The following is a 20,195-nucleotide window of genomic DNA, read 5'->3' on the forward strand; positions in this document are numbered from 1 at the left end:
TTTATTCACCCCTATTCCTTAGTCTACGTCAATTGCCTTGAAAGGACAGACGGTTTTACATTTTCCGCATTTAATACAAAGATCTTGATGAATCACGTGAAGTTCTTTATTATTACCAGTGATGGCATCCGTTGGACAATTTTTCTTACATATTCCACAACCTACACAGGTTGTTTCAGATACGGTATAAGTCAAAAGCTGAGTGCATTGATGAGAAGGGCACTTTTTATCATAAATATGTGCTTCATATTCGTCTCGGAAATATTGCAAAGTAGTTAATACCGGGTTAGGTGCTGTTCCGCCTAAAGCACATAAGGAGCCTTCTTTAACACGTTCGCATAGTTCTTCTAGTAATTCAATATCGCCTTCTTTTCCTTCACCTTCTGTAATCCGAGTGAGTATTTCTAACATTCGCATGGTACCCATTCGACAGTGAATACATTTTCCACAAGATTCTTTTCTTGTAAAATCAAGAAAGAACTTTGCCATGCCTACCATACAGGTTGTTTCATCCATAACAACCATTCCGCCGGATCCCATGATGGCTCCAGTTTCAGTGATTGATTCATAATCAACAGGTGTATCCAGCAAGTGGGCAGGAATACAGCCACCAGAAGGACCGCCCATCTGAACGGCTTTAAAAGCTTTGTCGTCAAGAATGCCGCCGCCGATGTCGTAAATGACTTCTCGAAGCGTGAGGCCCATAGGAATTTCTACCAGACCACCTTTTTTTGTTTTGCCGGCAAGAGCAAAAACCTTTGTTCCTTTACTTTTCTCAGTTCCCATGGCCGCAAAAGCAGCACCGCCATTACGGAAAATCCAAGGGATATTTGCCAAGGTTTCAACATTATTAATATTAGTAGGCTGTTGCCAGAAGCCCTTTTGAGCTGGGAACGGAGGTTTAAGTCTTGGCATACCTCTTTCGCCTTCCAGAGAAGCGATCAAGGCTGTTTCCTCTCCACAAACGAAAGCGCCAGCACCAGCTTTAATCCAAAGGTCGAAATCAAATCCAGAACCCATAATGTTTTTTCCAAGGATTCCTTTTTCACGGGCCTGGTCAATTGCCTTTTGCAATCGTTCAATAGCCAGCGGATATTCTGCCCGAACATAAAAAATACCTTCGTTGGCTCCGGTGGCATAACCGCCAATCATCATACCTTCAATCACGCCATGAGGGTCACCTTCTAAAATACTTCTATCCATAAAAGCACCAGGATCACCTTCGTCAGCATTACAGACCATGTATTTAGGGGTTGATTGCTGTTGATATGCCGCGTTCCATTTAAACCAGGTAGGAAAGCCGGCTCCTCCACGACCACGCAGTCCGGAAATTTTAATCTCATTGATGACTTCGGCAGGAGTCATTTTCTTAAGGCATTTTTCGATCGCCTGATAACCTTCTTTTTCAATATACTCACTGATATCTTCTGGGTTAATATGACCAGCATTTTGCAATGCCACTTTTTTTTGTTTTTGCTGAGCATCTAGATCTTCTTCGCTGATCAGTTGGCTTTCAACAGGTGTTTTTCCATGCAACTCGCTATCGATGATTTCTCCCACCATTTCAGGAGTGACCATTACATAGGTCTTTTTCGTATTGGCATCATCATAGATATCCACAACCGGTTCAAGGTAACAGGTGCCACAGCATCCGGTAAGCTCCAGTTGAATAGGTGCGTTGCGGGATGCTATTTCTTCTTCAAAAGCTTTACTTACTTTGCTGGCACCTGCTGCAATTCCACAGCTGCCCTGGCCGACAACGATTCTCATAGCTACGCCTCCTTACCTGTTTGTTTTTTGTCATACTTGCGCAATTCACGCAGGATTTTACGTGTACTATCCGGAGTAAGTTTTGCATGCGTTTCTCCATTGATCATCATAACAGGTGACAGACTGCAACATCCCAGACAGGCAACATTATTCAAGGTGAAGAGACCGTCTTCTGTTGTTTCTCCATCAACAATTTTCAACTCATCACAGATTGCATCATAGACAGGGCCGGCGCCATTAACATGACAAGCGGTTCCCATGCAGAGCATAATTAGATATTTGCCGATGGGTTCAAGGCGGAATTGGGTATAAAAGGTAGCAACTCCATAAACATTCGGTGCCTTGATGCCGGTTACTTCAGCAATATGATCTAAAACATCTATGGGTAAATAACCATAGATGTCTTGAGACTTTTGCAAAATAGTAATTAAGCTTCCGGGTTTATCCTTATACTGATCGAGAACAGACTTAATCAGAGATAAATCTGAATTGGAAACCGTTTGTTCCGGAGCCTGTAGGCCATTTCCTCCACAACATTGCATTCGATATCACTCCTTTTGATTATTTTCACACAACTAATAGAATTATAACATAAGAGAATCTTTGAGTCATTTCAATCCACCGAATATGCTGACGAATTAGGCGGACTTATTTGATGAAAGCATTGGCATAATTTACTCTCAGCTATATAAATAAAAATAAAATTTTAACAAAGAATTATTGAACTGATTTAAAAGCGTACACATATTGAAAAAAGGTGATCTGACAAAGGGAGAGATAGAGGAAGGTGGATATAACGAAAAGGATAACCTAAAATGTTTTTTGTTGATAACAATACTGTAAGAGTTGTTAATCGGAAGATACTTTTAATGAAATAGGGTATATAGGTAACTAAGACAGCATAATTCCTAAAAACTCTTTTTCTATAAGGCGGAGCTAAGCAGTGCTGCAAAAAATAAATGAGGAGATGCTGATGAAAAAACTTTCGATTTTTTTGATAATAGCAGGTATATTAATAGCTCTGTATCCTTTGGGGAGCTACCTTTACGGTGGGTTTGGACAAGCCAGACTAATGAGAGAACTAGAACAACAAAGTTCATTAACAGAAGATTTTATTTCTGCGAATGAAAACGTAGCAGAAGAATATGAAGGATTACAGAGTATTTTTGAAACCTATGATGAAGAAGAGGAAGAAATAAAAGAGGAGGTGGAACTGAAAATCCAAGAAGGAGAAGCAGGCAAACTTCTAGGAACACTGGAAATACCAAAAATAAATGCGGAGATGCCAGTAGTATTAGGTGCCAGTCAAGAAAATTTAAGGATTGCGGCTGCGTTGATGGAAGGGACAACGCCTATTGGAGAGATAGGTAATGCTGCAATTGCAGCTCATCGAAGTCATACCTATGGGAGGTTTTTTAATAGGTTAGATGAAATGGAGCTAGGTGATGAAATTATTATTTCTACTCCGCAAGAAAGGTTTACCTATATTGTCTATGAAATTAAAATAGTTGAACCAGATGATTTATCAGTCCTTAATCGGAATCGCAGGGACAGGGTGGTTACGCTAATTACCTGTGACCCTATCTATGAAGCAACACATCGGTTGATAATACATGGTGTTATCAAGGATGCGTAGCTGAGAATAGATCAGCTACGCATCGGATGAGTGTTTTGTCACAGTTGGCGACTTTGAATTCGCAGAGTTTGAAATAATATTCTGAGGAGGCAGTACTTGACGTATTTCAAATGCAACAGATGATGGTGAGGTTTCGGTTATATGGCTATAAGAGGTGAGAATGCGAGAAATAACTTGATTCATTAGATCCTCGGTTAAGCCTGGTAATAAGACTAAAAACTGCGTATTGTTCCATTTAGTTACGACATCTCCCTTGCGCAGGGAACGGATGAGATGACTCCCGAAATCTTTCAGCATGTTTTTATCTAAAGATTCATTAAATACAGAAGCGGCAATTGTCAGAAGGCCAATGACGGTTTGATAGCCATCACGCTCACTTCGTCTCCACTCTAGTTCATAGATAGATCTGAAAACTGTCGGTTCACAGAAAAAAGCAGTTTCAGAAGTAGTGCTCTTTTCTAGTTCTGCATGGAGAGAATCGAGAGAGTTATGAACTTCTTGAGTGGAGAGAATTCTTTTATACATTGATTTCATAGCGCTGGAAGGCTTAATACCCATCTCATGATATAAAAAACCTGTTATCTGTTCATAATGCTGAAGAGCTGTCTTCTTTTCCCCAACATGCATCAATGTATTCATATATAACAAGTGAAAATCCTCTTCATAATAATCTAACTGAATAGCTTTTTCGCAAATTGGTAAAAACGCCTGATAATCTTTCTGAGAACTGGTAAGCTCACCTAAAGCCAAGATAGCCTTTAAAAAAAGCCGGCGATAAAGATTTCTCACAGAAAAAACCCACTGATGCTCAGAACAGTCCGGCAGATATTCCCCATGATAAAGTGATACGGCTTCTCTATAGTGCTGTAAAGCTGTAGAAGGATCTGATTTTTTGAAACTATCGGCCTTTTCAATTGCCTTTTCAAAAAGTTCACAATCTACAGAAGTCAGGGAATCCGAGTTCCACTGATAGTAGCCGTTTTTAAAAATAATCAAAGTACCACATTGATGTTCAGCTCCTGATTCATGGAAAAATTGACGTAGGCGATGCATCTGTCGACGTAATGCGCCTCTTGGATCAGCATAGTCTTCGGTAGGCCACAAAGCTTCAACCAAAGCTTCAGGAGTAAAAGACCGTCCTCTATACGTAAGCATAAACTTAAAAAGCTCCCAGATTTTTTTAGAGCCAGGATGCATGGATATTAATGACTGGCCTCCTTTAAAAACATCAAAACTGCCTAAAGTGGTAATGCTTACTTGATCGCATTTATTTGTCATAAAGCATCCTTCTTCCTTACAAACATTATTAGATACATATATTTAATCGTTACCCTCTAAAAATCAAAAAAATCAGAAATAAGAAGATAAAGATGAAATCTCCCGTTTGAAAGTTGCAAATACATAGTATTATCATTATAGTCAAACAATAACGAATAAGTCAATCTGGGTAGAAAAAACAAGCAACTCCAATAAAGTCTGATTCTAATTGATGGGCTACCTAGCTATGTTGGCGTTAGCTCTAAATAAGTAAAATAATGAACCGTAATTGTTTGAATATTGGAATATCTAGGGTATAATGATCTATACAAAAAGTAGCGAGAGGAGGAAGTTTATGATGAGTGAGAACTGGAAAAAGCAAAGGTGGCTGGTACCTCTCCTAATTCCTATCTTATTATTTATTGTATTTAATACATGGTATTCACTTCCAAAACTTCATAACAGCATGCTTCAAGAAAGGCAAAATCAAATACAGGACCATACTCGTATAGGACGGTCCATCCTTTCTCACTTTTATTCAATGGAACAAGAGGGAATATTAGAGAGGGAAGAAGCTCAATTACAAGCAAAGCAACTGATAAGAAGCCTTCGATTCGGGCCCCATAATAAAGACTATTTTTGGATTAATAACGATGAACCAACACTGGTCGTTCATCCATTTAGCCCACATTTGGAAGGGGTAGATTTATCAAAGGAGGAATGGGACAAACATCAACTCTTTGTGAGCTTTGTGGAATTAGTAGAAAATGAAGGTGGTGGATTTTTAGAGTATAAATGGCAATATTATGACCATTCAAACAGGGTTGAAACGAAAATATCTTATGTTACTGGTTTTGACCCTTGGAACTGGATTATAGGAACTGGTTTGTACCTGGATGATATGGAAACCAAATTGGAAGCCCAGCAAAATATTAACTTTATCTTCATAATAACATCGGCTCAGCTTATGTTGGTTGGGTTAGTGATTTATCGTCTGACGACAAATCGAAAAAACAAAAATAATCCTTAACCTCCTTATTTTTTGCGGTAGGATCTTAAGATTGCAATGATTAACCACGTACCGATCACGGCAGAACCAGCATATCCTAAAAAGCCAATAAGAGAAATGCCTCTCATGGTAGGGCCAGCCTCTGCATTGATCACAATAGAGGAACCGACAATTAAGGCAGCAATTAATATGGATAAAACTAATCGGTTAACCATATCCTGCAAAGCTGAAATGCTTTTTTCCAAATTTCGGTGTTCCATTTGGACGGTTAGCTTACCGGCGAGAGCTTGGTTCATCACTTCTGTCAATTTGACGGGCAGACGAGGTAAATGTCGAGAAACGTAAAACCAAGCCTGCAAATGGTCTTGTAGTTCATCTTTCCACGTATGCTCAGCTAATAAGTGTTTTTTTGAATAAGGTATCGCAATATCCATCAGTTGGATTTTAGGAGCTAAATCAGCTAGAACTCCTTCTAAGGTCATCATTCCTTTGAGCATCATGGTAAACTCAGAAGGCATTGCTAGCTGGTTTTTTCTGGCTGTAAATAGCAATTCATCAAGCAAAGAGGTAAGCTCAATGTCTGAGATTGGCTGATCAATATACCGGTTAAAAAGCCTTTCGAGATCAGAGTGGAGAGCCATACTATTTACTTCGCCACGACGGATACCGATGGAAAGTACAGCTTGAGTAATTTGCTCAATATTTCTTCCCGCAATACCTAGTAGCAGATAATTAAGTTTTTTTTGCATACTAGATGACAAAACGCCTACCTGCCCAAAATCAATATAAACAATTTGATTCTTGCGAATTAAAAAGTTTCCCGGGTGAGGATCACCATGGAAAAAACCATCGGCTAAAACCTGCTTAAAATAGTTATCGGCCAAGGTGGTCGCTAAATGATCGGGGTCATAATGATGTTGGAGCAATGTGTTTCGTGACATAGATGTAATACCATCAATATATTCCATTGTCAGAACTTTTGAAGTAGTGAGAGCATCGTAGACAATGGGGGCGCTAATGGATGGTTCATCGCTATGGTTGTGGCGAAATATTTTCAGATTACTAGCTTCAGACAAAAAATCCAGCTCTTTTTCTGCAGCAGTACGAAGCTCATCCACCACCTCTTGTGGGTTGATCACCTGACTATGCAATAAAGGACGAAGAAAACGCGTTAAACGGCGCAACAATTGGATGTCTCGCAGGAAAATTTCCCGGACACCTTTACGTTGGACTTTTATAGCTACATTTTCGCCAGTTTTAAGCCTCCCCCGATGAACCACGGCTAAAGAAGCACTAGCAAAAGGTTCTGGTTCAAAATAATCAAAGAGTTCTGCTGGTGTTAAACCAAATTCTTGTTGGATTAGAAAATAGGAATTGTCCGAACTTTCTGGTTTAACATGATTTTGAAGTTTTTGAAACTCTATAAGAAAAGGCTCTGAAAGCAAGTCGGGCCTGCTGGATAATATCTGACCAATTTTAACAAAGGTAGGACCAAGCTCTTCCAGAGCCATACGCCATTGAACCGGATCTTGAATGCCTTTAAGACCTTCTTGAATTCCATGTTTAATAAGAACAGCAACAATTTCTCTAAAACGACTGGCTTCACCAGAACCTTTCATGGCATTATGTCACTCCTTTAAGGATTTTTACTTTATTTTATCAATCCTCAGATTGTTGTGATGTGGTTATTTGTTGCTCTAAGAGCGTTAGTCGGGATTCTATAGCATCAATCTCTTTTTTTAATTGGTTGGTTTCTTCCTTCGTAGTAACATGCATTTCCTCTAAGATGCGATTAACAGCATCATCAAACCAATGACGTGTTTTGTTTTTAGCATTGCGGTTAAAGAAAGCTTTAAGCTCTCCGGTTAAATCTTCTCCTTCTTTCATAGTAAGTTCTCCTTTGGCAACCATTTCATCGATTAGTGCTTTTCCTTTTTCATAGGAATAGGAAACAGTTCCAATACCAGCCAATACTATGTTTTTTAAGGTACCTTCCATTGATTTCATGCGTAACAGCCTCCTTTGAACTAATATATCAACGATAGTATATAAGTGTATAACGTTCTGTTACAATCAATACCCGATCTTATTTCTTGCAAACAGCAGCAAAAAGAAGAAAAGTCACAAATGATCAAAGAGATGAGAGTATTCTTTAATAAGGAACTAAAATGTGATACCCTAAAAAGGGGTGTTGTCAATGAATATAAGAATAATGGAAGACGTTAAGAAAAAACTTGAGGCAGCCGAAAATGTTGTTTTTTTTGGTGGAGCAGGAACATCTACCGAAAGTCATATACCTGATTTTCGATCTGCGTCCCAAGGTCTTTATCAGAAGGATGCAAAAGGTTATCCGCCAGAAGAGTTATTAAGTCATCGGATGCTTCGGTATAAACCGGAAGTTTTCTTTGAATATTACTTAAACAATCTTGTTTATCCAGAGGCAAAGCCGAACAAAGCACATAAAGTTTTGGCTGAGTGGGAAAAACAAGGAAAACTAAAGGCTATCATCACCCAGAATATTGATGGGCTGCATCAAATGGCAGGAAGTAAGAAGGTGTTGGAAGTACATGGTTCTGTTCTGAAAAACTATTGTATTGATTGCAGGGAAAAAGAAACCTTGGAAGAGATGATGAACCAGAAAGACAGGGTACCAAGATGTAAAAAATGTAACGGGATCGTCCGCCCGGATGTTGTCCTGTACGGTGAATCTCTCGATTCGGAAGTGTTAGAGACGGCCGTTTGGCATATTTCTCAGGCAGATTTTTTGATTGTTGGTGGAAGTTCTTTAGTAGTTCATCCAGCCGCAGGCCTAATTAATTATTATCGAGGAAAGGATCTTTTGATTATTAACCGCGACAATACCCCCTATGATCATAGGGCAAGATGGACGATAAGAGAGTCGATAGGCCAAATAATGGAAACACTGAACTCCTTTTGAGACAAAGAAACCAACCTTGTAGATAAAGGCAAGGATTATTGGATGATCGGAAAGCTTCGCTTGCTAAGAAAGAAGACTTATGCTATAATAATGACTGAGAGTCAGTCATGGGAAGGATGGTCTATTATAGAAGAAAGAGAAGTGATAAATAGTAAAAAGAATAGGATTAGAGAAGCAGCCATTAAAGTGCTTTCACTAAAAGGTCTGGAAAAAACAAAGGTTTCTGATGTTGTAAAGGAAGCGGGAGTCGCACAAGGAACATTTTACTTATATTACGATTCTAAAAATGCATTGGTACCTGATATTGCTGAGAAAATGTTGTTGCATATGTTAAAAGAAATGAAAGGCCGCATATCAGAGGAAGAACCGTTTCGAAACCAGCTGCAGAATATTATTGAAATTACTTTTGAGATAACCTATCTTTATCGGGATGTGTTAGGTCTATGCTACTCAGGAATGGCAACAACTGGTTTTTTTCAGGAATGGGAACAGATATATATACCATACTATGATTGGTTGGAAGAACGGATCGAGAAAGCACAACAGCGAAAAGATATCCGTCAGGATATGCAACCATCGATGATTGCAAAAATATTGGTTGAATTAATGGAAGGCATTGCTGAACAGGCTTACCTGTTTGAGGGCAAAAAAGATAAGGTGGTCGATTATCAAAAAGATTTGATGAACTTTTCAATAACGGCATTGAAATGTGAGTAAGTTGATGGGAACATAAAAGAAAGGAAGTTATGTATGGAAGCGGATGAAGCAGATGAAGCAGATCATGCGCAATTTATTAAAAAAATGATAAAAATGTCAATGGCAGGAACGATCCTATTTGCGGTTACAGGAATTTTTTGGGGCTACTTAACAAATTCACGGATGATCCTCTTAGATGGGCTCTATTCATTTCTGGCGGTAGGATTATCCGGGATGTCCCTATGGGTTGTTAATTTTATCGAGAGAGAGACAGAAAGCGAAACAAAAAGATTTCCCTTTGGGAAAAACATGGCTGAACCGGCTATTATTTTCTTGAAATCTTTTGTTATGATTGGGCTGGTATTAACAACGGTCACTTTTGCGATCCAAGATCTCTTGGGTGGTGGGCGTGAAGTAAAGATAAACTATACCTTGGTTTACGTAGGGTTTTCAGCTATGTTTTGTTTAATGGTTTTTGTATTTCTGCGTAGAAAAGGTAAAAATATACAGTCGGATATATTAAAGATGGAAGCGTTAGAATGGAAAACGGATGGGCTGATATCCCTAGGAAGTACGTTGGGATTTATGCTGGCAGGAGCACTTGGAAAAACACCTTTGGCTGGAATTGTTCCTTACATGGATCCCATTATGGTGCTGGTAATATCTTTATTTCTAATAAAGGCACCTGTTCAGTCAATGCTTGGTGGATTTAGAGAGCTGATGCGCATGGCGCCGGAAGATAAAATGCAGCAAAAGATGAATAAAATAGTATCAGAAATCAGAAATAAATATCGTTTTCGAGAATCTTTCTGTAGAGTTAGTAAAGTAGGAACAGCACTTTTTATTGAAATTGACTTTATTACCGATGACGGTACTCGTATTACTACCATTAAAGACACAGATGCTGTAAGGGAAGAAATTTACAAAGCATTACAGCCAATCCCTTATGATCCATGGTTAACGGTAAGCTTTACAGAAGATAAAAAATGGGCTATTTAGAATAGTAGCAAAAAACAGCGTGAGGAATTTTCATTCACGCTGTTTTTTAATGGCCATGGACAATGTCTTGAAAACGAGAAAAGGAAATGTGATAAGTAATGCCATAACGACCGATTTGGAAAAGATTATCCCCGGGACGTGCTAATTTTTCTTGGGTAGTAAAGGCCATGCGGTAATCTTTTTTCTTCAATATTTCGATCAGATCATCATCTTTATGTCCATAAGGGTAGGCATAATAAGGACTTTTCAGCAAAGAGAGAGAAGTCCTTAAGTCTTCCTTTTGAGTCTTTTCACAGCTTTCAACTAACAGACTGTTTCCATTTTTTAAGTGATGCATATCATGGGAATGGTGTGCATATTCAAAAACGTCTCTGTTTTCTTGAATTTGATCCCAGGAAAGATAACTTAAAGTGTGAGGGTGAAAGCATTGTGTTGAATCTTCAATCTGAGAGGTAATTAAGAAGCTTGCAGCTCTTAAATGATATTGACGTAAGATGTCTGCTGCATAAACGGCTTCACTTGAATAACCATCATCAAAGGTTATTAAGATGGAATTTTTGGGGATTTCAAGCTCACCCAAAAGAAACATCTCGGTTTCCTTTAATGTTAGTGCCGTAAAACCCTGGTCTGCTAAATAAGCCATTTGAATCTCGAAAATCTCTAGATTCAATACGGCTGCTTCTTCTAAAAAGATGTTTTCCGCTGCCGGTAATAAGTGATGGTACATGAGAACTGGAAGAAAATCAGCACTTCCTTGGCTTGTATCAAAATCACGTATGCTTTCTTCATAAAGTATAGAAGGCTGTGATTTCCTCTCTTCCTGAGTATTGACACTGTTGATTTCATTGGAATTCATCGATTCAGAAGCTATGATTGCATCCTTTGTAGAATGAGGATTTGACTGATTCTCGATAGGTAAAAATCCACCATTGACCTTCAGTGTTACCAGACTTATCAATACAAATAGCGAAGTTGCTAGAGTGATAATTAATTTCCTGCTGCTTTTAAGTAACATTGAGAGACACCTCCTTACACATTATTTTGTGGTTTGTTGGATAAACGTTATTCAGTATTATATTGGAAGATTGTGACAGATTTGTGATGGAATGGAGGACATTTAGTGGAAATGAAAGAAAAAACCAAGGAGATTGCCCTTGATTTTTTGAGTTTTTTACTAGTGTACCAGTGATTCAATAGAATTTTTCACCTTTCCGAATCCCAGCTCATGTTCTACGGTAAAGCTTTGAATTGTTTGAGAAGTATTTGTTATAGGAGCATCAACAATTTCTTCCAGATCTTCCAAGAAAACCCCTTCATTTAAGACCTCTTGAAAAGTTGTATTTCCCTTTATTTCAAAACCGTCACTCTCCTTTTCCAGCTCCAGCTGCTGGCCGATCTTTTCCCAGTCCGGGGCGTCATAAGACCCAGGTTCAATTCGATGCTCACGAATATATACCGATTGTTCTTCTGAAAGAGTGCCTTTTTCTTCCAGTAAGTCTACAGCAGAAGGGAGGAGATAAGTAGGCTCATCCAGTTCATAGGGAACACCGGTGTAAAGGGCTACAAACCATTTTACTGATCTGTTCCCTATTACAGGTCTTCTCAAAATAGTCGGAGTTTGTTTTTGGACGCAAAAAAAAGTAAAGCCCCTCCCTTTTACTGGAAGAGGCCTTGAAATAAGTGGATAATACAGCAGGACTAAAGGTACGGACATAAGCTTAGCATTAGTAACGGAATATTGCAGCTAGGTCGCTGTCTCCAGGCATTTCTTCTGAAGGAAGCACATAAACACTACCGCCATTTAGATACGTTTGCTGAGCCGCCAAATTAAATAAGTCTTTATTTTCTGGTGCAGGCTCTTCATCCAAAAAGACTTTAGTAGCATTGTCATTGACAGTTCCCCAGCACTGAGTCCCTTTTGAAACAAAAATGGTTTCAATTCTTCCATGCAAAGCTGCCAGTACAATGTCTTCTAATTGACGAGAAGCTCTACCAGTTCCTTCGAGTTCTGCAAATTGATGAAGTGCTTTTTCTTGTGATTGTTGATAGAGAGGTAGAATGACTTTTAAGGATTCTTGATGAAGCTTCTTGAGGGTCATATCTTCAGGGTTGCCTGTGATGCCAGCATCTACCAGTTTGGGATAAGTGTTGGCTTCCCGATAGATGGGAAACAAGTATTCGACGCCTGCTAAAACTAACGGCGATTCTGGTTGTGTCATTTTTTCCTGAATTCCTTTATCTACCTTGTGAAAAAATTGCAATAAATCTTTCTTAGTATTCTCCATACCAAATCCTTGACCATGGAAGGAAGCGGCTCGCTTCCCGTCACCTCCCTGTGGTGTGCGAGTGTTAAACTGCAACTGTTTTTCTAAGTCATCGTAACGAAGAGCTTCGCTAAGGCTTTCGGGAATGCCATCCAGATCTAATGGATAGATGCTATGAGGCGATCCTTGAAAAAGACGAATTTGATTTTGGCTCAGCGTTAACAGATAAAACTGATGATCTTGTGTTAAGAGAGGCATTAAAGGTTTTAGATGAAACTGTTGGCCGACCTCTGTAATCATGTTAAAACTTAAGGGTAAACGGTAATATCGAAACTCATTGGGACTGACAAAAATAGCAAGTCCGTCTTGTTGATGGCTCCAAAAAATGCTATCGTTTAAGAGTGTATCAATAGGGCTGAGTAGTTTAGAAAATTCGCTATGTCGGTAACCGCTTTCTTTCAGTTGTTCCTCGGCTTGTCGAGTCAGATTTTTTAAGCGAATTCGATTTTGCTGGGCTTCTGTACCGATGGGATCGGTTGGTAAGAAAAAAGAAATACAGGGACTTTCTTTGATATTCATTAGCTCTTGCAAGTCTTCCTTAGTGAATGATTTCATTTGGCTCCCCCTTTACAAATAAGATTCATTTACTTATTTCTTTATACATTACCCGAATCGTCTGTTTGCTAAACGCTATGATAAGAAGCCAGTCTGGAGATATTATCCAGTAAGCTTTGAAATAATTGAATTTAGAGAGTCAGGAAAACACCTTCTTTCTTTAACGAATTTATTGTATAATGTGAATAATCGCAATAAAACGAGTGGATTCCTGAAAGGTGAATAGGGTATATAAAGGATAGAAACGTAAAAAGAAAAAAGGAGCGTACTATGGACGCAATATCCTTGCTTTTAAAAGCGACTCACGATATAACAGCCCTCATGGACGTTGGAGATGATGGCAAAGTTCGCTACAATCAAATTAATAAAGCATATAGTGACGTAACAGGACTGGCGCCTGAAGAGGTAATGGGAAAAACACCGGAAGAGGTGTATGGAGAAATTCATGGTACGCTATTATCTTCTTATTATGAGCCTTGCATTCAAGAGAAAAAAACGGTTCATTATCAAGCTACGGTCAATGTTCTTGGTGATATTCGACAAGTGGAAACAAGGCTTACCCCCATTATAAAAGGAGAAAAGGTGGTTCAGGTTCTTAGTTGTGCCCAGGATAAAACGGATCAGCGTCGGATGGAAGAACGGTTTAGTCGTTTTTATAGTTTATCGGTTGAAATGATGTGCATTCTGGATAAAAGTGGATTTATTTTAGATATTAATGAAGCTTGGGTAAAAAAATTTCATGTTCAGCATAAAGAACTGTTATCAAAAAACATTATTGACTGGATCCACCCGGAAGATATTAATATGTTTGAATCGGCGATGCAAAAGGTGGTAACCGGCCATAAGAAAGAAAATTTGGAGACTCGAATCAAAATTGGAAAACAGGCCTATCGATGGGTTTCGTGGAGTGTCGTCATATCGATAGAAGAAAATGTTTTGTACGCAACAGCACGAGACATTAATGAACAAAAGAAAGCGAAAGCTCAGGTAGATGAACAAAGAAAATTTATGGAAACACTTTTCAAAAACTCTTCAGATGGGATTGTTTTATTTGATCATCATCATCGGGTCATTGATATTAACGATTCTTTCAAAAATATTTTTGGATACAGCATAGATGAAATTAAGGGGAAAGACGTTGATGATGTTGTCTGTAACAATGAATCAAGGGGAGAAGCTGAAAAAATAACAGAAGCTGTAATGGATGGTGAAAATATAGTCACGGAAGGGATTCGCTACAGTCGGGATCATAAAAAAAAGTACCTAAAGATAAAAGGAATGCTGGTAACGATTGATAATGAAGCCAAAGGTGGTTTTGGCATATATACAGATATAACAAAGCAAAAGGAAGATGAAGAAGAATTACGTTATCTTAGTTTTCACGATAAATTGACAGGTCTGTATAATCGTGCCTATTTTGAAAAGGAAGCCCTGCGGATGGATCAGGGTGAGTACGTACCAATTACAGTTATGATAGGTGATATCGACAATTTGAAACTAGCAAATGACAGATATGGTCATTTTGTAGGAGATGAGCTTCTGATACGGATTAGCCGGATCTTGGAGAAAAGTTGTCGAAAGTCGGATGTTGTTGCTCGCTGGGGCGGGGATGAGTTTGCAATACTTTTGCCAAATACAGATAAAGATCAGGCAAAAATCATTCTTCGTCGAATCAAAGAAAACTGTGAAGAGGATTCCTTTGATCCGGTAAGACTTAGCATATCAATGGGAATGGCTGTTAAGGAAAAGAAAGAAGAGTCTCTAAACAGTTTGATTCAGAAGGCAGAGAAAGCAATGTATCTGGCAAAAGGGAGAAAAATTCAGTCTTTTAAAAGTTAGTTTAGAAGGTAGTAAAACACTTGAAGAATGCGATATAATGAAATGAAGGATGATTGATAAAGGAGGAAAATCATGATTAAGGAATTAGTAATGAAAAACCGCACTTATCGAAGATTTGATCAAAAGGAAGAGATAAAAAAACAGCAGCTGATAGAATGGGTTGATCTAGCGCGGATGACCAGCTCTGGGCAAAACAACCAACCATTGAAATACTATTTGTCTTGTGAAAAGGAATCTAATCAATTGATTTTTCCACACTTGAAGTGGGCAGGTGCATTAAAGGACTGGGATGGACCTTCGGAGGGCGAAAAGCCGTCGGCCTATATCGTAATGCTAGCCGATACGAAAATTAGTAACCATTACTGGTGGGATCATGGGTTGGCAGCACAAACCATCTTATTGGCAGCGACAGAAGCCGGTTATGGTGGCTGTATGTTTGGATCGGTGGATAGAGCAAATCTGGCAAGAGAGATTGATTTGCCACAACAGTATGAAATCATTATGGTAATAGCTATAGGGAAACCTGTGGAAAATGTTGTGATGGTTCCAGTGGAAGAAAACGGCGATATGAAATATTATCGCGACCAGGAAGGAAATCATTACGTGCCTAAGAGATCTCTAGAGGAAATTATCTTAAATAAATAGATATTAAGAAATGTACAGGGGGAAGCGTTATGGGAGAGGTAATATATCCGCAATCCAAGACGGTTATGATCAGTGAACTGGAAGCTGGAATGATGGTGGACCAGGATATTTACAGCAAGCAGGGAATGGTACTTATACCAAAGGGGCAATTAATAGAAGATGTGGAACGGATTATCGAAATGTTGATGCAACATGAGGTGATGATGTTTAATGTTCGCTTGCCTCAGGTGGTACAATCTGACGATCAACAACCAACGGCAATAAGGATGGAAAAAGTAGAAACAAAGCAGGAAAAACAAGTAAAAGAGTTTATTAAAAACTTTGATGAACAGTGCGAAAATCTAAAGGATGAGTTTCAAAAAATATTGCTAAACCAGGAAGTTCCCCAAGAAGCAATAGAAGAACGGTTGAAGGATACTTTGGTAGCCTTTGATGCGGATATAAACGTGATTCAATTAATGCAGAAAGTGAGAAATATGGATGATGCTACCTATACCCATTCACATAATGTAGCCCTGACTAGTCATTTGATTGGACGCTGGCTAGGGATAGGTGATGATGAATTGACAGAACTGACAATGACAGCTTTGCTAATTGATATAGGAAAAATGAAAGTACCGGAAAAAGTCATGAACCTAAAGAGAAATTTGACGGATCCGGAGTACGAAGAAGTAAAAAAGCACGTGGTGTATAGCTATGAAGCAATAAAAAGGTTTGATTTTTTATCCGATAAGGTGTTAAAAGGAATACTTCATCATCATGAAAGAATGGATGGAAGTGGATATCCAAAAGGACTAAAAGGAAATGAAATCCCTTATTTCTCACGTATTATTGCCATTGCTGATGTTTACAATGCGATGACTTCCAGAAGACCTTATCGTGAAAAAATGACACCCTTTGAAGTGATTCAAATTTTAGAAACAGAATATACAGAAAAACTTGATCCATCCATTTTATATCTATTCTTAAATCGGATAGGGACACTGTTTATTGGTCAGCAAGTTTTATTAGAAGATATGCGAAAAGGCGAAATCATTTTTGTTCCTAAAAACCAGATTTATCGACCAATGATACGGTTAGAAGATAATACGGTGCTAGATTTAGCGCAGAAAGAGAATCGTGGAATTAGAATTGAAGAATTTGCTTAGCATCGTAAGCATAAAAGAAGGAGATTGCTATTAGCAATCTCCTAAAATATTTCAGGTAGGCGATGTTTGCTCCAGCGTATAGCGGCTGCAATAAATACCTTTAAGATGGCCGCTAGCGGGACAGCGATGAGCAAGCCGACAAATCCCCATAAGGAACCACCGACAAGCAACGCTAGAATAATCATAGTAGGATGCAGTCCGACTCGCTGCCCTACAATGCGGGGAGACACCACGCTGCTTTCAGTTTGTTGGATGACGACAAAGGCAATCACCACCCACAATGCTTTCATAGGGCTGTCCAAAAAGGCGATAACAGCCGCTGGGACTCCCCCCATGATGGGTCCCAGATAAGGGATCACATTAGTGATGCCGGCGATTATTCCAATTAGTATAGCAAACTCAACCTGCAAAACAATTAAAGAAATACCGCTGGCGACTCCAACGAATAAAGCTACTAATAATTGACCACGGATAAAACCACTTAGCACCTTGTCTACTTGCCTTGAAAGTGGAAAAACCCAGCTTTGAAGACAGATTGGAACAGAACCTTTAATAAAAGCACCAATTTTTTCTTCATCTTTCATAAAATAAAAAGTTAAGACAGGAATGGTGACAATGTAAACAAGGCTTGACAGAAAAGTACCAAATTGAGTAGCAATATTCCCCATAGTTTGGAAAAGGAAGTTGGTAATGGTACTAAGATTCAGGTTGAAAAATTCTAAGATTTCCTGAGGATGTTCAGGAAGAAAATCTACACCCATTAAGGTGTTTTGATACCAAGCTTCAAAGCGATGGTACAGGGCCATGCTAAATTCAGGGAGTCTTTCACCTAAACGTCTTAGTTCTTCAGCAACGTTTGGCAGTAATGTGTAGAAAAGAACAAAGGACAAAAAGATGCCGGATAAAAACAGAACTAAAACAGCCCATGCTCGAGAAAGCTTTGTTATTTTCATAATCCATTTGATAACCGGAGAAAAAGCATAGGCTATAATAGCTGAAACAATAAAAGGTGTTAGCATCGGAAGAATTGCATGACGCCTGAGATAAAGCCAGAACATCAGGGTAAAGCCTAAAGAAAATAAGAGTAAGGCTTTGAAATGATCTGAGGTAAATAACAACCTTTTTCCGGGATCAAGATGGCGATTTCCGATATGGATTAAATAATAAATGGCTGTTAAGATAAAAATCAGAATCGAAATGAGTAGTATTTTGGACAGAAAAGATGCAAATAGTCCAGTATCTAACATATCTAGCAAGGTTTCAATTTCCATAGATGGTGCCTCCCTTTTGCGGATAAAACAGATGAGATATATTTTTTATAACATCCATAGTATAACGTATTTTCCAAGAAAAATCTTTAACAGAATGCAACTTTCTTACGGTGATGACGTATATAAAGAGGATTCTTAAATTCTGTTAGGGTTTTGGTTCTGTCAGTTTGAGTTCAGACCTAAAGAAGCTATGACAATGGCGAAAACAGCAGAAATGCTGTACCAAGCTCCTTCCTATCTAAAATAAGGAGATCAGACTAAGTCGGAATTTATTATCCTCAAAAGGCCAGACAACTGTTATAATAGAGTTGTACTGGCCTTTCCTATGAAACAGATAAGGGATGCTGAATGAGCAAAATGTTTGCGGAGAATAGGAGATGGTAATGCTTGACAAGAATGGAAAAAAGAAAAACAATTGAAGAAAAAAAGAAAAACAAACGAATTAAATGGATACTAGGAATGGTGTTCATAGCTTCTACTATCTTGTTTTACTTTTTTGGACCCTGCTTTTTTAGCAATATTCCAGGGGGAGAAGAGGAAAATGAATTTAATCTTATTTTTGATAATCATTGGCATCGTGTTGATTTTTTAATTGAAGAAGAGATTGTATTTTTGCCGATAGAATGGATTGAAGAGCATATTGTTGAAGAAATCGAAGTCCTTCAAAACCCATTGAGAGCAAGAGTGTTTTTTGAAAAAGAGTCGCTTGTTTTTCAGGAAAAAAACCTGAAAGAATTTATGGGAAGCGGAAAGATATCGATAGATGTTAGTTTATTAGAGAAAGCAGGAGAACCGTACTTTCCCTTATCCGAAATGGATGCTGTTTTTCATACAAATACCTTATACTATCCAAAAACAGAAAAGGTTATGATTGACTTGATGAAGACACCTTATTATCAAGGAACGGCATTCGAAGAAGAAAATCTCAGAGATGGAACAGATTTATGGAGTCGTCGTAAGGCTGTCGTAAAAGAGGGAGAAGAAATTCGAATTCTGGAAACAACGGAGGAACACTACTATGTTTGGACAGAAAAGGGTCAGACAGGGTTTTTGCCTAAAAGCTCATTAATAGAAATTAGAAAACAGCTACCTAATGACGAAGAACTGGTGATGGAGTTTATTAAGCCAGAGCCTTTGAATAAGCCTTTTGGAATGGTGTGGGAATACGTAGGAAACAGTCATCCGGACCGAAGTCAAGATGAAAAAATTCCAGGTTTGTCAGTGGTCTCACCAACCTGGTTTGACTTAGAGAATGAAAACGGTGATGTGACAGGAAGAGCGCAGTTTCGCTACGCATCTTATATGCGAAAGCGTGGTTATCATATTTGGGGACTGGTTACCAATTCTTTTGATCCAGATATGACGGAAGCATTTTTAATGAATCAGGAAGCACAAGATCACTTTATCCAACAACTGTTAATTTATTCATCGCTCTATAAAATGGAAGGCATCAATATCGATTTTGAAAATATCCACTATCGAAATCAACAGCCGTTCACTGAATTTGTTCAGCGATTATCTGAAAAATTAAGAGAACAAGGCCTGGTGGTTTCTATAGACGTAACCATTCCCGGAGGAAGTTTGAATTGGTCACAAGTTTACGACAGAGAACAGATAGCCCCTCTGGTAGATTATGTGTGTGTGATGACTTATGACGAACACTGGGGAAGCAGTCCGGTAGCCGGATCCGTTGCATCCATAGGTTGGGTTGAAAATGGTATAAAAAACACATTGAAGGAAGTGCCAGCTGAAAAGGTGGTGCTGGGACTCCCCTTTTACACTAGACTGTGGGAAGAATCAAAGAAGTCGGACGGGAGCATTGATGTTTCATCCCGGGCACTAGGAATGGAATATGCAAAAAGCATTTTAGAGGAACATCACATTTACGAAAAGGATTGGAAATGGATAGAGGAAACAGGACAATTTTATGCAGAATACGAATCTGAAGGCAATCGATATCGAATTTGGTTAGAGGAGGAGCGTTCGATTGCAAAAAAAGCAGCATTGATAGAAAAGTATGAGCTTGCTGGATTTGCTGGCTGGAGAAAAGGTTTTGAGATTTCATCTATATGGGACGTGCTTAAAGAAGCAATTTAATTGATAATAAT

The 20,195-nt window shown here is 38.7% G+C and carries 18 protein-coding genes; 9 read left to right on the forward strand and 9 right to left on the reverse strand.

The genetic code is table 11. The annotated features are described in order from the left end of the window. Positions 1–18: 18 nt before the first annotated feature. Together BLV55_RS07325 and nuoE are read right to left on the reverse strand one after the other, a co-directional pair. On the reverse strand, positions 19–1,770 hold the full coding sequence (locus tag BLV55_RS07325) for an NADH-quinone oxidoreductase subunit NuoF (RefSeq protein ID WP_093312881.1): 1,752 nt from the start codon (positions 1,768–1,770) through the stop codon (positions 19–21). Positions 1,771–1,772: 2 nt separating this feature from the next. Further along, positions 1,773–2,312: an NADH-quinone oxidoreductase subunit NuoE gene (gene nuoE, locus BLV55_RS07330; RefSeq protein WP_093312883.1), complete on the reverse strand. Its 540-nt coding sequence runs from the start codon at positions 2,310–2,312 to the stop codon at positions 1,773–1,775. A gap of 431 nt (positions 2,313–2,743) precedes the next feature. Here nuoE and BLV55_RS07335 point away from each other — a divergent pair, with 431 nt between their 5' ends. Further along, positions 2,744–3,406, forward strand: a complete 663-nt coding sequence (locus BLV55_RS07335; protein ID WP_176968318.1) for a class D sortase — start codon at positions 2,744–2,746, stop codon at positions 3,404–3,406. 15 nt (positions 3,407–3,421) lie between these two features. On the opposite strand, the gene BLV55_RS07340 is transcribed toward BLV55_RS07335, so the two are convergent. Beyond that, on the reverse strand, positions 3,422–4,684 hold the full coding sequence (locus BLV55_RS07340) for an AfsR/SARP family transcriptional regulator (protein ID WP_093312887.1): 1,263 nt from the start codon (positions 4,682–4,684) through the stop codon (positions 3,422–3,424). A gap of 337 nt (positions 4,685–5,021) precedes the next feature. Here BLV55_RS07340 and BLV55_RS07345 point away from each other — a divergent pair, with 337 nt between their 5' ends. Next, positions 5,022–5,693: a cache domain-containing protein gene (locus BLV55_RS07345; RefSeq protein ID WP_207646045.1), complete on the forward strand. Its 672-nt coding sequence runs from the start codon at positions 5,022–5,024 to the stop codon at positions 5,691–5,693. Between the two features lie 5 nt (positions 5,694–5,698). Here BLV55_RS07345 and BLV55_RS07350 read toward each other — a convergent pair whose 3' ends face one another. Further along, entirely contained in the window at positions 5,699–7,291 is a 1,593-nt protein-coding gene (locus BLV55_RS07350) for an ABC1 kinase family protein (RefSeq protein ID WP_093312891.1), read from the reverse strand. Between the two features lie 40 nt (positions 7,292–7,331). Further along, positions 7,332–7,679 (reverse strand): phasin family protein, encoded by a 348-nt coding sequence (locus tag BLV55_RS07355; RefSeq protein ID WP_093312893.1) that lies wholly within the window; start codon positions 7,677–7,679, stop codon positions 7,332–7,334. Positions 7,680–7,869: 190 nt separating this feature from the next. Between BLV55_RS07355 and BLV55_RS07360 the strand changes: the two genes are divergently transcribed. Genes BLV55_RS07360 through BLV55_RS07370 form a run of 3 tightly spaced genes read left to right on the forward strand, consistent with a single transcriptional unit; the run spans position 7,870 to position 10,305 of the window. Further along, on the forward strand, positions 7,870–8,610 hold the full coding sequence (locus BLV55_RS07360) for an NAD-dependent protein deacylase (protein ID WP_207646046.1): 741 nt from the start codon (positions 7,870–7,872) through the stop codon (positions 8,608–8,610). A 42-nt stretch (positions 8,611–8,652) separates the two neighbouring features. After that, a complete protein-coding gene (locus tag BLV55_RS07365) occupies positions 8,653–9,327 on the forward strand; it encodes a TetR/AcrR family transcriptional regulator (protein WP_093312895.1) in 675 nt (224 codons plus the stop codon). A gap of 33 nt (positions 9,328–9,360) precedes the next feature. Then, the gene (locus BLV55_RS07370) at positions 9,361–10,305 is read left to right on the forward strand and encodes a cation diffusion facilitator family transporter (RefSeq protein ID WP_093312897.1); all 945 of its coding nucleotides are present in this window, start codon (positions 9,361–9,363) and stop codon (positions 10,303–10,305) included. Positions 10,306–10,351: 46 nt separating this feature from the next. Here BLV55_RS07370 and BLV55_RS07375 read toward each other — a convergent pair whose 3' ends face one another. The 3 genes from BLV55_RS07375 to BLV55_RS07385 form a co-directional block, all read right to left on the reverse strand. Next, a complete protein-coding gene (locus BLV55_RS07375; RefSeq protein ID WP_093312899.1) occupies positions 10,352–11,320 on the reverse strand; it encodes a polysaccharide deacetylase family protein in 969 nt (322 codons plus the stop codon). A 159-nt stretch (positions 11,321–11,479) separates the two neighbouring features. Beyond that, positions 11,480–11,911: a hypothetical protein gene (locus tag BLV55_RS07380; RefSeq protein ID WP_143033177.1), complete on the reverse strand. Its 432-nt coding sequence runs from the start codon at positions 11,909–11,911 to the stop codon at positions 11,480–11,482. Between the two features lie 118 nt (positions 11,912–12,029). After that, positions 12,030–13,184, reverse strand: coding sequence for a baeRF7 domain-containing protein (locus tag BLV55_RS07385; protein ID WP_093312903.1), 1,155 nt, complete (start codon positions 13,182–13,184; stop codon positions 12,030–12,032). A 270-nt stretch (positions 13,185–13,454) separates the two neighbouring features. On the opposite strand from BLV55_RS07385, the gene BLV55_RS07390 reads away from it, so the two are divergent. The 3 genes from BLV55_RS07390 (at position 13,455) to BLV55_RS07400 (ending at position 16,816) form a co-directional block, all read left to right on the forward strand. Next, positions 13,455–15,023: a diguanylate cyclase gene (locus tag BLV55_RS07390; RefSeq protein ID WP_093312905.1), complete on the forward strand. Its 1,569-nt coding sequence runs from the start codon at positions 13,455–13,457 to the stop codon at positions 15,021–15,023. A 72-nt stretch (positions 15,024–15,095) separates the two neighbouring features. After that, positions 15,096–15,668 (forward strand): nitroreductase family protein, encoded by a 573-nt coding sequence (locus BLV55_RS07395; protein ID WP_093312907.1) that lies wholly within the window; start codon positions 15,096–15,098, stop codon positions 15,666–15,668. Positions 15,669–15,697: 29 nt separating this feature from the next. Continuing rightward, positions 15,698–16,816: an HD-GYP domain-containing protein gene (locus tag BLV55_RS07400; protein WP_093312909.1), complete on the forward strand. Its 1,119-nt coding sequence runs from the start codon at positions 15,698–15,700 to the stop codon at positions 16,814–16,816. 41 nt (positions 16,817–16,857) lie between these two features. On the opposite strand, the gene BLV55_RS07405 is transcribed toward BLV55_RS07400, so the two are convergent. Then, positions 16,858–18,087 (reverse strand): AI-2E family transporter, encoded by a 1,230-nt coding sequence (locus tag BLV55_RS07405; RefSeq protein ID WP_093312911.1) that lies wholly within the window; start codon positions 18,085–18,087, stop codon positions 16,858–16,860. 396 nt (positions 18,088–18,483) lie between these two features. Here BLV55_RS07405 and BLV55_RS07410 point away from each other — a divergent pair, with 396 nt between their 5' ends. Further along, on the forward strand, positions 18,484–20,184 hold the full coding sequence (locus BLV55_RS07410) for a glycosyl hydrolase family 18 protein (RefSeq protein ID WP_242870068.1): 1,701 nt from the start codon (positions 18,484–18,486) through the stop codon (positions 20,182–20,184). Positions 20,185–20,195: the final 11 nt, after the last annotated feature.

Source organism: Tindallia californiensis (genome assembly GCF_900107405.1).
Lineage (GTDB): Bacteria > Bacillota > Clostridia > Peptostreptococcales > Tindalliaceae > Tindallia > Tindallia californiensis.

Excerpts from the sequence above, each read along its gene's own strand:
- BLV55_RS07325 (WP_093312881.1), bottom strand. The coding sequence starts at position 1,770 with ATGAGAATCGTTGTCGGCCAGGGCAGCTGTGGAATTGCAGCAGGTGCC.
- nuoE (WP_093312883.1), bottom strand. The coding sequence starts at position 2,312 with ATGCAATGTTGTGGAGGAAATGGCCTACAGGCTCCGGAACAAACGGTT.
- BLV55_RS07335 (WP_176968318.1), top strand. The coding sequence starts at position 2,744 with ATGAAAAAACTTTCGATTTTTTTGATAATAGCAGGTATATTAATAGCT.
- BLV55_RS07340 (WP_093312887.1), bottom strand. The coding sequence starts at position 4,684 with ATGACAAATAAATGCGATCAAGTAAGCATTACCACTTTAGGCAGTTTT.
- BLV55_RS07345 (WP_207646045.1), top strand. The coding sequence starts at position 5,022 with ATGAGTGAGAACTGGAAAAAGCAAAGGTGGCTGGTACCTCTCCTAATT.
- BLV55_RS07350 (WP_093312891.1), bottom strand. The coding sequence starts at position 7,291 with ATGAAAGGTTCTGGTGAAGCCAGTCGTTTTAGAGAAATTGTTGCTGTT.
- BLV55_RS07355 (WP_093312893.1), bottom strand. The coding sequence starts at position 7,679 with ATGAAATCAATGGAAGGTACCTTAAAAAACATAGTATTGGCTGGTATT.
- BLV55_RS07360 (WP_207646046.1), top strand. The coding sequence starts at position 7,870 with ATGAATATAAGAATAATGGAAGACGTTAAGAAAAAACTTGAGGCAGCC.
- BLV55_RS07365 (WP_093312895.1), top strand. The coding sequence starts at position 8,653 with ATGATCGGAAAGCTTCGCTTGCTAAGAAAGAAGACTTATGCTATAATA.
- BLV55_RS07370 (WP_093312897.1), top strand. The coding sequence starts at position 9,361 with ATGGAAGCGGATGAAGCAGATGAAGCAGATCATGCGCAATTTATTAAA.
- BLV55_RS07375 (WP_093312899.1), bottom strand. The coding sequence starts at position 11,320 with ATGTTACTTAAAAGCAGCAGGAAATTAATTATCACTCTAGCAACTTCG.
- BLV55_RS07385 (WP_093312903.1), bottom strand. The coding sequence starts at position 13,184 with ATGAAATCATTCACTAAGGAAGACTTGCAAGAGCTAATGAATATCAAA.
- BLV55_RS07390 (WP_093312905.1), top strand. The coding sequence starts at position 13,455 with ATGGACGCAATATCCTTGCTTTTAAAAGCGACTCACGATATAACAGCC.
- BLV55_RS07395 (WP_093312907.1), top strand. The coding sequence starts at position 15,096 with ATGATTAAGGAATTAGTAATGAAAAACCGCACTTATCGAAGATTTGAT.
- BLV55_RS07400 (WP_093312909.1), top strand. The coding sequence starts at position 15,698 with ATGGGAGAGGTAATATATCCGCAATCCAAGACGGTTATGATCAGTGAA.
- BLV55_RS07405 (WP_093312911.1), bottom strand. The coding sequence starts at position 18,087 with ATGGAAATTGAAACCTTGCTAGATATGTTAGATACTGGACTATTTGCA.
- BLV55_RS07410 (WP_242870068.1), top strand. The coding sequence starts at position 18,484 with ATGGAAAAAAGAAAAACAATTGAAGAAAAAAAGAAAAACAAACGAATT.